Genomic DNA, 15,088 nt, shown 5'->3' with positions numbered 1-15,088 from the left:
CCTCATCGGACGGCCTGCGCACGGGAGTCGGCCGCCAGGTGCCCGTCGACCAGGTGGATCGTGCGGCTCGCGCAGTCCTGGGCGAGCGCCAGGTCGTGGGTCACCAGCACGATGGTCTGCCCGCCGCGGTGCAGGTCCACCAGCAGCTCGCGCACGTCGTGCCCCGAGGCGGTGTCGAGCGCGCCGGTCGGCTCGTCCGCGAGCAGCAGCGCGGGCTTGTTGACCAGCGCGCGGGCCACCGCGACCCGCTGGCGTTCGCCGCCGGAGAGGCGGCCCGGGTAGGCGCGGGCGTGCTGGGCGATGCCCAGTACCTCCATGAGTTCGGCGGCGCGGGCCGCGGTCTTCTTCCGCGTGGTGCCGGTGAGTTGGGCGGGGAGCTGGATGTTGTCGGCGACGGTGAGGTCGTCGAGCAGGTTGAAGAACTGGAAGACGATGCCGATCTGCTCGCGGCGGAAGCGGGCCAGTCCGTGCTCGCTCAGCTGGTCGACCCGCCGGCCGGCCACGGTGACCGCGCCCCCGGTGGGCTTGTCCAGGCCGGCGACGAGGTTCAGCAGCGTCGACTTGCCGCTGCCGGAGGGTCCGGTGACGGCCAGTGCCTCGCCCTGGGCGACGCTGAGGTCGATCGGTCCGAGGGCGGGCGGGCCGGCGCTGTCGTAGCGCTTGGCCGCACCTGCCAGTTCGATCACGTAGGTCATGGGAGTCGTCCGTCCGTCGGGGTCGGGAGGGGCTCGTCGCGCTGCCGGCTCGGCGAAGGTACGGGCGGCCGGTCGGCCCGCGCGTCCGTCGCGGCACCGACATCGGGCCCTTCGCGCGGAGGATCCGGCCGCGGGGTCATCCCTGCGACGTACGCCTGCGGGGCGGCTGCGTGGTCGTCCAGGGGGATGTGGGCCGGGGCGGGCGGGCCGCACAATGTGCGCATGGAGACGGAGAGGTCGCACGGTTGGCGCCGGCAGCTGCGCGACGTACTGCGCCCGGACGCGGAGCGCACCCCGCTGTCGCGGCGCGCGGTGCGTCTCGACGTGCTGCTGGCGGTGCTGCTGACGGCCGTCTCGCTGATCGTGGCGGCGCGCTACTCCGACGGCGACCTGGTCCGCTTCAAGCAGGACGTGCACATACCGCCCCCGGTGCCGGGACTGCCCGACGGCGGCCCGGCCCCGCGCACCGTGGCCGTGGGGGAGGGCCACTCGCGGATGAGCTGGCCGTTCGTCGTGCTGTCGTCGCTGCCGCTGGCCTACCGGCGCCGCTATCCGCTGACCGCGTTCGCGGTGGTGATGGGCGCGACGCTGGTCATGGTCGACGACGCCACCTGGATGAACGTGGTGGCCTGCGTCCTGGGCGCCTACAGCGCCGTCATGTACAGCCGCCACCGCACCCGCGCCATCGCCGGCATGGTCCTCGCCGCCGTCCTGGCCGGCCTCGCGTTCCGGGACACCGAACCCATCCTGCCCGGCTGGTCCAGCCCGGCCGTCGTCCTGCTCATCGGGGGCACGCTGGCCGGCCTGATGCGGTTCTGGCAGCGGCAGTTGGCGGCGAGCCGGGACCGCTACACGCGGTTGGAGCAGGCGCAGCAGGAGGCCACGCGGCGGGCGGTGGCGGAGGAGCGTTCCCGGATCGCCGCCGAACTGCACGACGTGGTGACCCACAATGTGAGCGTGATGGTGATCCAGGCGGGAGCGGCCCGCAAGGTGATGGACACGGCGCCCGAGCGGTCCAAGTCGGCGCTGCTGGCGGTCGAGTCGGGCGGCAGGGCGGCCATGGCCGAGCTGCGCCACGTGATGGGCCTGCTCGCCGCCCCCGACCACGAGCGCCCCGACGGCTTCGAGCCGCAGCCGGGCCTCGGGCAGCTCGACTCCCTGGTCGAGCGGGTACGGGCCGCGGGCACCCCCGTGTCGCTGTCGGTGTCGCTGCCGGCGGACCCGCTGCCCACCGGGGTGGACCTCGCCGCGTACCGCGTCGTCCAGGAGGCCCTCACCAACACCATCAAGCACGCCTCCGGCGCCGAGGCCGCCGTCGTGATCGGCTGTGCCGGGGACCTGCTGGCGATAGCGGTCACGGACACCGGCGGGGTGCGCGAGGCGGTCCCGGCCGGCGGAAACGGCCGCGGCCTCATCGGCCTGCGCGAGCGACTCGCGGTCTACCAGGGCGAGTTGGCCTGCGGCCCCACCCTGGCCGGCGGCTTCAAGGTCACGGCCCGCATCCCCTGGCGGTCCGCGTGAGCGCGCCGGCGCCGCTGCGCGCCGTCATCGCCGACGACCAGGCCCTGGTGCGTACGGGCTTCGGGATGATCCTCGCCGCCGACGGGATCGAGGTGGCGGCCGAGGCGGCCGACGGGGCCGAGGCCCTCGCCGCGGTCCGCCGCACCCGGCCCGACGTCGTCCTCATGGACATCCGGATGCCCGGGATGGACGGCATCGAGGCGACCCGGCGCATCCTCGCCGACGCCGGCCCCCACAGCCCGGCCGGCCCCCGGATCATCATCCTGACCACGTACGACCTCGACCACTACGTGTACGCCGCGCTCACCGCCGGCGCCAGCGGCTTCCTGCTCAAGGACGTCAGCCCCGAGCACCTGGTCGCCGCCGTACGCCTGGTGCGCTCCGGCGACGCCCTGCTCGCCCCCGCGATCACCCGCCGCCTGATCGAACGCTTCGCCCAGCGCACCGAGGCCCCCGCCGCCCCCGCCCACCGCGACCTGCCCGCCCTGACGCCGCGCGAGCTGGAGGTGCTCCGCCTCCTGGGTACGGGCCTCAGCAACGCCGAGCTTGCGGAACGCCTCTTCCTCAGCCCCACCACGGTCAAGACCCACATCGGCCGCATCCTGTCGAAGCTGGGCCTGCGCGACCGCGTTCAGGCCGTCGTCCTGGCCTACGAGACCGGCCTGATCGCACCGGGGGGCGGCGGCGGGGAGCGGACGGGCTGAGGGCCCCGGCGGCGCGGCTACGCCCCGCCGGACGAGCGGATCATCCCCAGCAGCTCCGCGTGCGTGGCCCCGTCCGCCGCCGCCAGCAGGCCGCGGCCGTGCGCGCCGAGCGGCGCCCCGTCGATGCCCGTGACCACGCAGCCCGCCGCCCGGCACAGGGCGATTCCGGCGGCGAAGTGGACGCTGGTGGTGAGGTCGCCGCCGTCCGTCACGTACGCGGCGCGCCGGCCGGCGGCGACCCAGGCCAGCGCGAGGGTGGTGGAGAGGACGCGGGGGCGGAAGGCGGCCACGAAGTCGTCGCGGGCCAGCAGCTCCACCGCCCGGAAGCCGGGGGCGCCGGGGAAGGGCGGATCGAGGTTGACGTCCACCAGTCGCGTCGCGGACGTGGGCGCCAACGCGACTTTTCCGCCCTCGTGTTGCAGCCACGCCGTCTCGCCGTCGGTGACGTGGACCTCCCCGCCGAAGGGATCCGCCACCGCCGCCGCCCCGCCGTCGGACAGCGCCACGTTGACGGCCGTCAGCATGCCCCCGGAGGCGTAGTTGAGCGTGCCGCACAGGGGGTCCACCAGCCACTGCCGTACGGACCGCGCCGCCCCCTGCCGCCCGCCCTCCTCGCCGAGCACGGAGTCCGCCGGCCGCGCGGCGCTCAGCACGTCGAGGATCGCCGCCTCGGCCGCCAGGTCGGCGGCGGTGGCGAAGTCCCCGGCGCCCTTGTCGATCCGGTCGAGCCGCTGCCCGTACAGACCGCGCACCACGTCGGCGCCGGCCCGGGCGGCAGCCGCTGCGACGCCGGAATCATCAAGTCCCGCATACGAGTTGACCATGGCAGGCACGGTAGCGGCGGCAGGAGGCCCCACCGCCGCCGCCCCCCGCCTCACACCGCCGTGACCTGCTTCGGTACGGGCGCCGCGGCCGCCGGATGGTCGTCCAGCAGCGTCTGCTCGTCGAACGGCAGCCGCCCGGCGAGGACTTCCGCCGCCCGCTCCTTGTCGATCTCCTTGGTCCAGGTGCCGACCAGTACGCAGGCCACCGCGTTTCCCGCGAAGTTCGTCAGCGCCCGCGCCTCGCTCATGAAGCGGTCGATGCCCACGATCAGCCCCACGCCGTCGACCAACTCCGGCCGGTGCGACTGCAGTCCGCCCGCCAGCGTGGCCATGCCGGCGCCCGTGACGCCCGCCGCGCCCTTCGAGGCGACGATCATGAACAGCAGCAGCGAGATCTGCTGGCCCAGGCTGAGCGGGTCGCCCATCGCCTCGGCGATGAAGAGCGAGGCCATCGTCAGGTAGATGGCCGTGCCGTCGAGGTTGAAGGAGTAGCCCGTCGGCACCGTGATCCCGGCGACCGGCTTGGAGACGCCCAGGTGCTCCATCTTCGCGATCAGCCGGGGCAGCGCCGACTCCGAGGAGGAGGTGGAGAGGATGAGGAGGAACTCCCGTGCCAGGTACTTCAGCAGCATCAGCAGGTTGATGCCGGCGACCACCCGCAGCAGCAGCCCCAGCACGCCGAAGACGAAGACCAGGCAGGTCGCGTAGAAGCCGAGCATGATCACGGCGAGGGACTTCAGCGCGTCCACGCCCGTCTCCCCCACCACGGCGGCGATCGCGCCGAAGGCACCCACCGGCGCCACCCACATGATCATCGCCAGTACCCGGAAGACCAGCCGCTGGATGTGCTCCACCCCGCGCAGCACCGGCTCCCCGACGGCGCCCATCATCTGCAGCGCGAAGCCGCACAGCAGCGCCACCAGCAGCGTCTGCAGCACCTCGCCCTCGGTGAAGGCCGAGACCAGCGTGGTCGGGATGATCCCGAGCAGGAAGTCCGCGGTGGACTCCGAGGCGCCCGCCGCCTGCGCGGCGCCGGCGCTCTTCGCCGCCTCGGTCAGGTGCAGGCCGCTGCCCGGGTCGAGCAGGTTGCCCACCAGCAGGCCGATGGCCAGCGCGACGGTCGACATCACCATGAAGTACGCGAGCGCGAGGCCGCCCACGGCGCCGACCTTGGCGGCCTTGCGGACCGAGCCCACGCCCAGCACGATCGTGCAGAAGATGATCGGCGAGATCATCATCTTGATGAGGTTGACGAAGCCGCTGCCGATCGGCTTCAGCTCCTTGGCGACGTCGGGCGCCGCGAAGCCGACGGCGATGCCGGCCAGCACCGCCGCGATCACGGCCAGGTAGAGGTAGTGGGTACGGTCCCGGCCGGCGCCTTGCGGCGCGGTCGTCGTCCCGGGCGGCTGCGCGGACACGGGTGCCTCCTTGAGGGGGTGGGGGATGTCCCGGCGACTATCCCGCCCGCTGTGACGGGCGTCACGGTTTCGTTCATTGAGTTCTCCGCCGGGCCGGGAGCCCGGGCCGGGAGGCAGACTGGCCCCATGCGCGCCCCCCGTCCCCGCAGCCTCGCCGGCCAGCTCTTCGCCATGCAGGTGGTGCTGATCGCCGCGGTCGTGGCGGGCTGCGCGGTCTTCGTCTACTACAGCGACAGCGCCCGCGCCGAGCGCTCCGCCGCCGCGCAGGCCCGCGCGGTCGCCGTCTCGGTGGCGGACTCGCCGCTGGTCGCCGCCGCCCTCGCGGACGCCGACCCCTCGCGCCGCCTGCAGCCGTACGCGGAGGACGTACGCCGCGACGCCCGCGTCACCTTCGTCACGATCATGGCGCCGGACGGCACCCGCTACACCCACCCCCGCGCGGACCGCATCGGCGGCACGTTCGTCGGCCACCGCGAACAGGCCCTGCGCGGGCGGACGTTCAGCGAGACCTACACCGGCACGCTGGGCCCCTCCGTGCGCGTGGTCACGCCCGTCACCGGTGAGCGGGGGGAGGTCGTCGCCCTGGTCAGCGCCGGCATCCTGCTGGAGCGGATCAGCGCCGAGGTGCGCCGCCAGGTCGTCTCGATGCTCTGGGTCGCGGTCGGCGCGCTGGTGCTCTGCGGCGCGGGCACGTACGTCATCAACGCCCGGCTGCGCCGCCACACGCACGGCATGAACGCCGCCGAGCTGAGCCGACTCTACGAGTACCACCAGGCCGCGCTGCACGGCGTACGCGAGGGGCTGCTCCTCCTCGACGGGCAGCGGCGGGTCGCGCTGATCAACGACGCGGGCCGCGAACTGCTCGGCCTGCGCGCCAGCCCCCTCGGCCGCCCGGTCACCGACCTGGGCCTGCCGCCCCCGCTCAACGGCGCCCTGCTGGCCGCCGACCCCCGGGTGGACGAGTTGCACCTCACCGACGACCGGGTACTGGTGGTCAACACCTCCCCGGTGAGCGGCGGCGACCGGCGCGGCTCGGTGGTGACCCTGCGCGACCACACCGAACTCCAGGCGCTCTCGGGTGAGTTGGACTCGGTACGGGGCTTCGCCGAGGCGCTGCGCTCCCAGGCCCACGAGGCGGCCAACCGCCTGCACACGGTCGTCTCGCTCATCGAGCTGGAGCGCACCGGGGAGGCCGTCGACTTCGCCGTCCAGGAGCTGGCCCTGGCCCAGGCGCTCACCGACCGGGTGGTGGCGGCGGTGGCGGAGCCCGTACTGGCGGCGCTGCTGCTGGGCAAGGCGGCGCAGGCCAACGAGCGCGGGGTGGAGCTGGAGCTGGACGCCCGCAGCCGGATCGACGACGGGGTGCTGCCCGCCGCCCTCCCGCCCCGCGAGCTGGTGACGGTGCTGGGCAACCTGATCGACAACGCGATCGAGGCGGCCCAGAGCGCCGGGGCGGGCGCCCGGGTGACGGTGACGGCCCGCGCCACCGACGAGGAGCTGGAGCTGCGGGTCTCGGACACCGGCCCCGGCGTGGACCCGGCGGCGACGGCGGAGGTGTTCACCCGGGGCTGGACCACGAAGGGCGGCAACCGGGGGCTCGGCCTGGCGCTGGTCCGCCAGGCGGTACGCAGGGCCGCGGGCACGGTGTCGGTGGCCCAAGGCCCGCAGGGGGGCGCGGAGTTCACCGTACGGATACCGCGCGGCGGGGAGGCGTCCGCGTGAGCGGCCCCGTGGACAACCCGGCGAACCCGGTCCGGGTGCTGATCGTCGAGGACGACGCGATCGCCGCCGACGCCCACCGGCTGTACGTCTCACGGGTGCCGGGGTTCACCGTCACGCACGTGGCCCGTACCCGCGCGGAGGCGGTGCGCGCGCTGGAGCGCGACCCGGTCGACCTGATCCTGCTCGACCTCTACCTCCCCGACGGCCACGGCCTGCACCTGCTGCGCGCCCTGCGCGCGGCCGGCCACCGCGCGGACGTCATCGCGGTGACCTCGGCCCGCGATCTGGCGGTGGTGCGCGAGGGCGTCTCGCTCGGCGTCGTGCAGTACGTCCTCAAGCCCTTCGCCTTCGCCACCCTGCGCGACCGCCTGGAGCGCTACCTGGACTTCCGTACGGCGGCGGGCGGCGAGGCCTGCGGCCAGGAGGAGGTGGACCGCGCCCTGTCGGCCCTGCGCAGCCCGCAACCCCCCGCTCTCCCCAAGGGCTTGAGCGCCCCCACCCTGACCGCGGTCGCAACGGCCCTGCGCCTGGCGGACACCACCGGCCTGACGGCCGCCACCACCGCCGCCGAACTGGGCATCTCCCGCATCACGGCCCGCCGCTACCTGGAACACCTGGTGGACACGGCCCGCGCACAGAGGTCCCCCCAGTACGGCCAGATAGGCCGCCCGGAACTGCGCTACCACTGGTCCCCCGAACGCCAGGAGCGGGAGTAAGGGCGCCTTCACCCCGCCGCCTCACGCCGCCTCACGCCGCCTCACGCCGCCTCACGCCGCCTCACGCCGCTCCGCGGCGGAGACGCTTCGCCGCTCCGCGGCGCCCGCGGCCCGGCCCCCCACAGGTTTCGACGGCGACGGATAGAGCCGCAGCCGGGGAGTCCCCCACGTGGGACCGGGTGACGCTGCGCCGCTACGCGCCGCCGCCGGGAGAAACGGGCGCCTGTGCGAAAGCCGATGCGGCAAGTCCCACCCGGCCCGCCCGGTGAGGCGACCGGAGCGACGACTTCGAAAAGAGCCCGCAGAGTCCAGCCCCGGAACAACGGCTCAACCAGCCGATGGCCGGAGAAGCCCTATCGCTTTTCGGAGTTGTCGCGGAGAGGCGCCGCCCCCGGCCGAGCAGCGCACACGGGCAAGCCCAACCCCACCAGCCAGTCCGGCACTTGAGGACTCCCAGGTTGTCGCGGAGAGGCGCCAACCCCGGCCGAGCACCGCACCCGGGCAAGCTCCCCAGCCCGTCCGGCGTTTGAGGACTCCCGGCGAAGCCGGGAGCGCGCCAGCCGACGCAGCCGGCGCCATGAGACGCAACCGGCCCCCGTGCTCAGAACACCGACTCCGCCTCGTCCATCCGATCCTCCGGCACCCGCTTCAGCTCCGTGACCGCCGCCGCCAGCGGCACCATCTCGATGTCCGTGCCCCGCAGCGCCGTCATCATGCCGAAGTCACCGCGGTGCACCGCCTCCACCGCGTGCCAGCCGAAGCGCGTGGCCAGCACCCGGTCGGACGCGGTGGGGGTGCCGCCGCGCTGGACGTGGCCGAGGATGACCGGCTTGGCCTCCTTGCCCAAGCGGCGCTCCAGCTCCACGGCCAGCCGGTTGCCGATGCCGGCGAAGCGCTCGTGGCCGAACTGGTCGATCTCGCCCTTCTCGTAGTCCATCTGGCCGGGCGCGGGGTGCGCGCCCTCCGCGACACACACGACGGCGAACTTCTTGCCCCGCTCGAAGCGCTCCTCGACCATCGCGCACAGCGCGTCGACGGAGAAGGGCCGCTCGGGCAGGCAGATGCCGTGCGCGCCGCCGGCCATCCCCGACTCCAGCGCGATCCAGCCCGCGTGCCGGCCCATCACCTCCACGACCATGACCCGCTGGTGGGACTCGGCGGTGGTCTTCAGCCGGTCGATGGCCTCGGTGGCGACGCCGACGGCCGTGTCGAAGCCGAAGGTGCGGTCGGTGGCGGAGATGTCGTTGTCGATGGTCTTGGGTACGCCGACGACCGGCAGCCCGGCCTCCGCGAGCATCGACGAGGCGGTCAGCGTGCCCTCGCCGCCGATCGGGATGAGGGCGTCCAGGCCCAGTTCGCGGCTGAGGTCCTCGGCCTCCTCGCAGGCCTGGCGCAGCCGCGCGCGCTCCAGCCGGGAGGAGCCCAGGATGGTGCCGCCGCGGGCGAGGATGCCGCTGACGGCCTCGATGTCGAGCTTGCGGTAGCGGCCCTCCAGCAGTCCGGCGAAGCCGTCCTCGAAGCCGATGACCTCGTCCCCGCGCCCGACCACGGCCCGGTGGACCACCGACCTGATGACGGCGTTGAGGCCGGGGCAGTCGCCGCCCGCGGTGAGCACTCCGATACGCATTACTTACTCCCGGATCCCGGAATAGCCGTGTGGATGGATGCGGTGCGTTACGTCGAGGGTCCGCGGCGGAGATTCTTCCACGTGGGCGCGGTGCGTTCCCGTAGCCGCCCACGGAGTGGGACCGCGACCGCTCCTCTGGGACAGGCCCCGCTCTATCGCGCGCACAGGGCCTGTACGCACGCTTCTCCGTCGCGCGGGGGCCGCGGACCCGACGGTATGGTCTGGTCAGAGGACCGCCCACGGGTGCGACAGGCACGACAGACACACGTGACACTACGTAACGGAGATCATCGGTGACTCGCAGCGTCTATGTGGCGGGCGTCGGCCGGGGGGACGGCCGCCAGGTGGTCGAGCTGGGCATGATGGAACTGCTCAGCCGCCAGGTGGACCGGGTGGGTGTCTTCCGCCCGCTCGCCCACGACGGCGCCGACCCGGTCTTCGACCTGCTGCGCGCCCGCTACCGGTTGTCGCAACCGCCGGGCTCGGCGGTCGGGATGAGCTACGCGGAGGCGTCCGCGGTGCAGGCCGAGCACGGTGTGGACGAGCTGGTCTCGCGGCTGGTGGAGCGCTACCACAAGGTCGCCGAGGACTACGAGGCCGTGCTGGTCCTCGGCAGCGACTACGCCGACACGAACCTCCCCGCGGAGCTGGGCCTCAACGCCCGCCTCGCCAACGAGTGCGGCGCAGTGGTCATCCCGGTGGTGGGCGGCCAGGGCCAGAGCGCGGACACCCTGGTGCCGGAGGTGCGCAACGCCCACCACGCCTTCACCTCGCTGGGCTGCGACGTGCTGGCGATGATCGCCAACCGGGTCGACGACGCGCACGCCCGCCGGGCCGCCCGCGAGCTGGGCGCCCACCTGCCCGTCCCGGTCTACGTACTGCCGGAGGACCCGGCGCTCTCCGCCCCGACGGTCGCGCAGATCAGGGCCGCGCTGGGCGCCGACGTGCTGGCGGGCGACGCGGCGGGGCTGGCGCGGGACGTACGGGACTACGTCTTCGGCGGTGCGATGCTCCCGGCCTTCCTCCCGGCGCTGACCCCGGGGGCGCTGGTGATCACGCCGGGCGACCGGGCGGACCTGATCATCGGCGCGCTGGCCGCGCACTCCGCCGGCGCTCCCCCGATCGCCGGGGTGCTGCTGACGCTGGGCGAGCGGCCGGGCGGGGAGACGATGGCGCTGGCCGAGCGGCTGGCGCCGGGGACGCCCGTACTGGCGGTGGCGGGCGGCTCGTTCCCGACGGCGGCGGAGCTGCTGACGCTGGAGGGCAAGCTGACGGCGGCGACGCCGCGCAAGGCGGACATCGCGCTGGGGCTCTTCGAAACGCACGTGGACTCCACGCAGTTGACCAGCCGGCTGAGCGTGGCGCCCAGCGGGCGGGTCACGCCGATGATGTTCGAGCACATGCTGATCGAGCGGGCGCGTTCGCAGCGGCGCCGGGTGGTGCTGCCGGAGGGCAGCGAGGAGCGGGTGCTGCGCGCGGCGGAGGTGCTGCTGCGGCGCGGGGTGTGCGATCTGACGCTGCTGGGCGAGGAGGCGGCGATCCGCAGGGCCGTCGCGGAGCTGGGCATCAGCCTGCCGATCAGCGAGGACGGCGTCCCGGCCGGCGACTCCCCCACCGGCAAGGGGACTCCCGCCACCGCGCGGATCATCGACCCGGCGGTCTCCCCGCTGCGCGACGGGTTCGCCGAGGTGTACGCCGGGCTGCGCGCCCACAAGGGGGTCTCGCTGGAGCTGGCCTACGACGTGGTGGCCGACCCCACCTACTTCGGCACCCTGATGGTCCGCGAGGGGCTGGCCGACGGGATGGTGTCGGGGTCGGTGCACTCCACGGCGGCGACGATCCGCCCGGCCTTCGAGATCATCAAGACGGCGCCGGGCTGCTCGATCGTCTCCTCGGTGTTCTTCATGTGCCTGGCCGAGCAGGTGCTGGTGTACGGGGACTGCGCGGTCAACCCCGACCCGGACGCCGAGCAGTTGGCGGACATCGCGATCGAGTCGGCGGGCACGGCGGCGCAGTTCGGGGTGCCGCCGCGGATCGCGATGCTCTCGTACTCCACGGGCACCTCGGGCAGCGGCGCGGACGTCGACAAGGTGCGCCGGGCGACGGAGCTGGTGCGCGAGCGCCGCCCCGACCTGCTGATCGAGGGGCCGATCCAGTACGACGCGGCGGTGGACGCCTCGGTGGCGCGGACCAAGGCGCCGGGCTCGCCGGTCGCCGGGCAGGCCACGGTGCTGGTCTTCCCCGACCTCAACACCGGCAACAACACGTACAAGGCGGTGCAGCGTTCGGCCGGGGCGATCGCGGTCGGCCCCGTACTGCAGGGCCTGCGCAAGCCGGTGAACGACCTCTCGCGCGGCGCGCTGGTGCAGGACATCGTCAACACGGTCGCCATCACGGCGATCCAGGCCCAGAACGAGAACCACAGCGAGAACGGCAGCCCCGCATGAGCGAGCCCACGACCGCCCCCGCCGCCGAGAAAACCCGCGCGCTGGTCCTCAACTCCGGTTCCTCCTCCCTCAAGTACCAGCTCTTCGACATGCGCACCGGCGAGCGCCTCGCGCAGGGCCTCGTGGAGCGGATCGGCGAGGGCCCGGTCGCCGACCACGCGCAGGCGCTGGAGATCGCCGCCGAGGAGCTGGCGGCGGCCGGATACGGGCTGGACGACCCGGAGTTGGCGGTGATCGGCCACCGCGCGGTGCACGGCGGCACCCGCTTCACCGAGCCGACGCTGATCGACGACGAGGTCGTCGCGGAGATGGCGAAGCTGGCCACGCTGGCCCCCCTGCACAACCCGGCGAACATCACCGGCATCGAGGTGGCGCGCGCCCTGCGCCCGGACCTGCCCCAAGTGGCCGTCTTCGACACGGCGTTCCACGCCACGATGCCCGAGGCCGCCGCCCGCTACGCCATCGACACCGCCACCGCCGACCGCCTGGGCATCCGCCGCTACGGCTTCCACGGCACCAGCCACGCCTATGTCGCCCGCGCCACCGCCGAGTTGCTGGGCACCCCCCTCGCCGAGACCAACACGGTGGTGCTGCACCTGGGCAACGGGGCCAGCGCCACGGCCGTACGGGGCGGTCGCTCTGTCGACACGTCGATGGGGATGACCCCGCTGGAGGGCCTGGCGATGGGCACCCGCAGCGGCGACGTCGACCCGGGCGTGCTGCTGCACCTGGCGCGTACGGGCGGGATGTCGACGGACGGGATCGACGAGCTGCTCAACCACCGCAGCGGAATGCTGGGCCTGGCCGGCGCCAACGACATGCGCGAGATCACCCGCCGGGCCGAGGCGGGGGACGCCGCCGCGCGGCTCGCCCTCGACGTGTACTGCCTGCGCGTACGCAAGTACGTCGGCGCGTACATGGCCGTCCTGGGCCGGGTCGACGCGGTGGCCTTCACGGCGGGCGTGGGCGAGAACTCGGCGGCGGTGCGCGCGACTTCACTGGCGGAGCTGCCCTCGCTGGGCATCGAGGTGGACCCGGAGCTCAACGCGGTGCGCTCCACCGCGCCCCGGCTGATCTCCACCGCTGCCAGCCGGGTGAAGGTGGCCGTCGTCCCCACCGACGAGGAGCTGGAGATCGCCCGGCAGGCGTACTCCCTCGCCCGCGGGCCCGCCCCCAGCCCTTCCGATATCCGATAAATCTCCGTACGGAACCAACCCGATAGGATCGCCGTCATGCGCCGAGCGAAGATCGTCTGCACTCTGGGGCCCGCTGTCGACTCGTACGAGCAGCTGCACGCGCTCGTCGAGGCGGGGATGAACGTAGCCCGCCTCAACTTCAGCCACGGCAGCCACGCGGAGCACGAGGAGCGCTACCGCAAGGTGCGCAAGGTCTCCGAGGAGACGGGCAAGCCGATCGGCATCCTCGCCGACCTGCAGGGCCCCAAGATCCGCCTGGGCACCTTCGCCGAGGGCCCCGTGGAGCTGGAGCGCGGCGACGAGTTCACGATCACCACCGAGGACGTCCCCGGCGACAAGCACCTGTGCTCCACCACCTACAAGGGCCTGCCCGGCGACTGCTCCCCCGGCGAGCGCATCCTGATCAACGACGGCGCGGTGGCCCTGGAGGTCGTCGACGTGGTCGGCCCCCAGGTGCGCTGCATCGTCCTGGAGGGCGGTGTGATCTCCGACCACAAGGGCATCAACCTGCCCGGCATCGCGGTCAACGTCCCCGCGCTCTCGGAGAAGGACATCGAGGACCTGGAGTTCGCGCTGCGGATGGGCGTGGACTTCGTGGCGCTGTCCTTCGTCCGGGACGCCTCCGACGTGCGCGACGTGCACCGGGTGATGGACCGGGTGGGCCGCCGGACCATGGTCATCGCCAAGGTGGAGAAGCCGCAGGCCGTGGAGAACATGGAGGAGATCGTCCACGCCTTCGACGGCGTGATGGTCGCCCGCGGCGACCTGGCGGTGGAGTACCCGCTGGAGCGGGTGCCGGTGGTGCAGAAGCGCCTGGTGGAGCTGTGCCGGCGCAACGCCAAGCCGGTGATCGTGGCGACCCAGATGATGGAGTCGATGATCCACGCCTCGCGCCCCACCCGCGCGGAGGCCTCCGACGTGGCGAACGCGATCCTGGACGGCGCGGACGCGGTGATGCTCTCGGCGGAGTCCTCGGTCGGCAAGTACCCGGTCGAGACGGTCAAGACGATGTCGCGGATCCTGGCGGCGGCCGAGCAGGAGCTGTTCTCGCGCGGGCTGCAGCCCCTCGTCCCGGGCAAGAAGCCGCGTACGCAGGGCGGTTCGGTGGCGCGGGCGGCCTGCGAGATCGCGGACTTCCTGGGCGCGACGGCGCTGGTGGCGTTCACCAAGTCCGGCGAGACGGCCCGCAAGCTCTCCCGCTACCGCGCCCCGCAGCCGATCCTGGGCTTCACCACGGAGGTCCTGACCCGCAACCAGCTCACCCTGAGCTGGGGCGTCGACCCGATCCTGGTGCCGTACGTCGACAACACCGACGCGATGGTGGACCTGGTGGACGCGGAACTGCTGAAGCTGGGCCTCTTCAACCGCGGCGACATCATGATCATCACCGCCGGCTCCCCGCCCGGCGTCCCCGGCACGACGAACATGGTCCGGGTGCACCACCTGGGCGGCGAGGATGCGTCGGCTGACGCCTGAGTCTGTGGCGACGTCCGGCACACGCCCCCAAGCTCTCCGAGCAGGGGGCACCCCCGCCAAGCTCTCCGAGCAGGGGGTGCCCCGCTGTCCGCCCCGGGTTACGGCGGTATGGCGGTGCGCCGGCCAGGCTCCCACGACCGCATCGAGTGCGTCGGCGTCAAGGCGGGCGAGCACTCTTCCGATCGCCGACCTGGAGGGCGCGTGCCGCCAGCACAGCAGGTGGCGGCGCACGCCGAGCGTGGCGAGCAGTCCGGCATCGGCGCGCTCGCCCCACTCGGCGAGTTCATCGATGGCCCGCGCTCCGGAGGCCGCGGCTGCCGCGCAGACCAGCAGGATCGAAGTCAGTGAGCGTTTTCCAACCTCAGTTTGAGCAGGTCAGGTGCAGGGTGAGGACTGCCTGAGCGAGGTTGGTGATGCGGGTGGTGGAGCATCGCAGTTTGCGCAGGAGCCGCCAGGTCTTGAGGGTGGCCATGGCCTGCTCGACGAGTGTGCGGATCTTCGCGTGCGAGCGGTTTGCGGTCTGCTGGCCTGCGGACAGCGTCTCCCATCGGCCCCGGTAGGGCATCCGTATGGTGCCGCCGGCACCTCGGTAGCCCTTATCGGCCCAGCACTCCACGCCCGTTTCGGTGAGGGCATCGATGATGCCGTGGGTTCGCGCGGCCTTGATGTCGTGAACCGCTCCGGGCAGTGCGGGCGAGGCCCGCAGCAGACGACCGAACGGATCGGTGATGACCTGCACGTT

The 15,088-nt window shown here is 73.3% G+C and carries 12 protein-coding genes and 1 pseudogene; 7 read left to right on the top strand and 6 right to left on the bottom strand.

From position 1 onward, the window contains the following. Nucleotides 1-2 precede the first annotated feature (2 nt). A complete protein-coding gene (locus ACFQLX_RS12705) occupies nt 3-695 on the bottom strand; it encodes an ABC transporter ATP-binding protein (protein WP_386414526.1) in 693 nt (230 codons plus the stop codon). Between the two features lie 222 nt (nt 696-917). Between ACFQLX_RS12705 and ACFQLX_RS12700 the strand changes: the two genes are divergently transcribed. Further along, entirely contained in the window at nt 918-2,216 is a 1,299-nt protein-coding gene (locus ACFQLX_RS12700; RefSeq protein WP_386414525.1) for a sensor histidine kinase, read from the top strand. After that, nucleotides 2,213-2,920, top strand: coding sequence for a response regulator (locus ACFQLX_RS12695; protein ID WP_386414523.1), 708 nt, complete (start codon nt 2,213-2,215; stop codon nt 2,918-2,920). Before ACFQLX_RS12700 ends, ACFQLX_RS12695 begins: the two co-directional genes overlap by 4 nt. A gap of 17 nt (nt 2,921-2,937) precedes the next feature. Here ACFQLX_RS12695 and ACFQLX_RS12690 read toward each other — a convergent pair whose 3' ends face one another. Both ACFQLX_RS12690 and ACFQLX_RS12685 read right to left on the bottom strand, forming a co-directional pair. Next, the gene (locus tag ACFQLX_RS12690) at nt 2,938-3,744 is read right to left on the bottom strand and encodes an inositol monophosphatase family protein (RefSeq protein ID WP_386414522.1); all 807 of its coding nucleotides are present in this window, start codon (nt 3,742-3,744) and stop codon (nt 2,938-2,940) included. Nucleotides 3,745-3,794: 50 nt separating this feature from the next. Continuing rightward, entirely contained in the window at nt 3,795-5,162 is a 1,368-nt protein-coding gene (locus ACFQLX_RS12685) for a cation:dicarboxylate symporter family transporter (protein WP_386414520.1), read from the bottom strand. A gap of 126 nt (nt 5,163-5,288) precedes the next feature. Between ACFQLX_RS12685 and ACFQLX_RS12680 the strand changes: the two genes are divergently transcribed. Both ACFQLX_RS12680 and ACFQLX_RS12675 read left to right on the top strand, forming a co-directional pair. Next, on the top strand, nt 5,289-6,884 hold the full coding sequence (locus ACFQLX_RS12680) for a sensor histidine kinase (RefSeq protein WP_386414518.1): 1,596 nt from the start codon (nt 5,289-5,291) through the stop codon (nt 6,882-6,884). Further along, a complete protein-coding gene (locus ACFQLX_RS12675; RefSeq protein WP_386414516.1) occupies nt 6,881-7,600 on the top strand; it encodes a response regulator in 720 nt (239 codons plus the stop codon). Before ACFQLX_RS12680 ends, ACFQLX_RS12675 begins: the two co-directional genes overlap by 4 nt. A 601-nt stretch (nt 7,601-8,201) precedes the next feature. Here ACFQLX_RS12675 and ACFQLX_RS12670 read toward each other — a convergent pair. Next, nucleotides 8,202-9,227 (bottom strand): 6-phosphofructokinase, encoded by a 1,026-nt coding sequence (locus ACFQLX_RS12670; RefSeq protein WP_386414514.1) that lies wholly within the window; start codon nt 9,225-9,227, stop codon nt 8,202-8,204. Nucleotides 9,228-9,520: 293 nt separating this feature from the next. Here ACFQLX_RS12670 and pta point away from each other — a divergent pair, with 293 nt between their 5' ends. From pta to pyk, 3 genes are read left to right on the top strand one after another with little or no spacing between them, the layout of a single operon-like run. Further along, nucleotides 9,521-11,674 carry a phosphate acetyltransferase gene (gene pta / locus ACFQLX_RS12665; RefSeq protein ID WP_386414512.1) on the top strand — a complete coding sequence of 718 codons (2,154 nt, stop codon included), beginning with the start codon at nt 9,521-9,523 and terminating at the stop codon, nt 11,672-11,674. Next, nucleotides 11,671-12,870 carry an acetate/propionate family kinase gene (locus tag ACFQLX_RS12660; protein ID WP_386414511.1) on the top strand — a complete coding sequence of 400 codons (1,200 nt, stop codon included), beginning with the start codon at nt 11,671-11,673 and terminating at the stop codon, nt 12,868-12,870. Before pta ends, ACFQLX_RS12660 begins: the two co-directional genes overlap by 4 nt. Before the next feature lie 36 nt (nt 12,871-12,906). Continuing rightward, entirely contained in the window at nt 12,907-14,346 is a 1,440-nt protein-coding gene (pyk, locus tag ACFQLX_RS12655; RefSeq protein WP_386414510.1) for a pyruvate kinase, read from the top strand. Nucleotides 14,347-14,481: 135 nt separating this feature from the next. Here the strand turns inward: pyk and ACFQLX_RS12650 are convergent. Further along, nucleotides 14,482-14,682: pseudogene (locus ACFQLX_RS12650) on the bottom strand (transposase family protein); the annotation flags it as partial. Between the two features lie 25 nt (nt 14,683-14,707). Next, the coding region (locus ACFQLX_RS12645; RefSeq protein ID WP_386414508.1) for a transposase family protein at nt 14,708-15,088 on the bottom strand (381 nt) is incomplete at its 5' end.

Source organism: Streptomyces polyrhachis, from assembly GCF_042663125.1.
In the GTDB taxonomy this organism is placed as follows: Bacteria; Actinomycetota; Actinomycetes; order Streptomycetales; family Streptomycetaceae; genus Streptomyces; species Streptomyces polyrhachii.
This window is presented reverse-complemented; position numbering and strand designations above follow the sequence as displayed.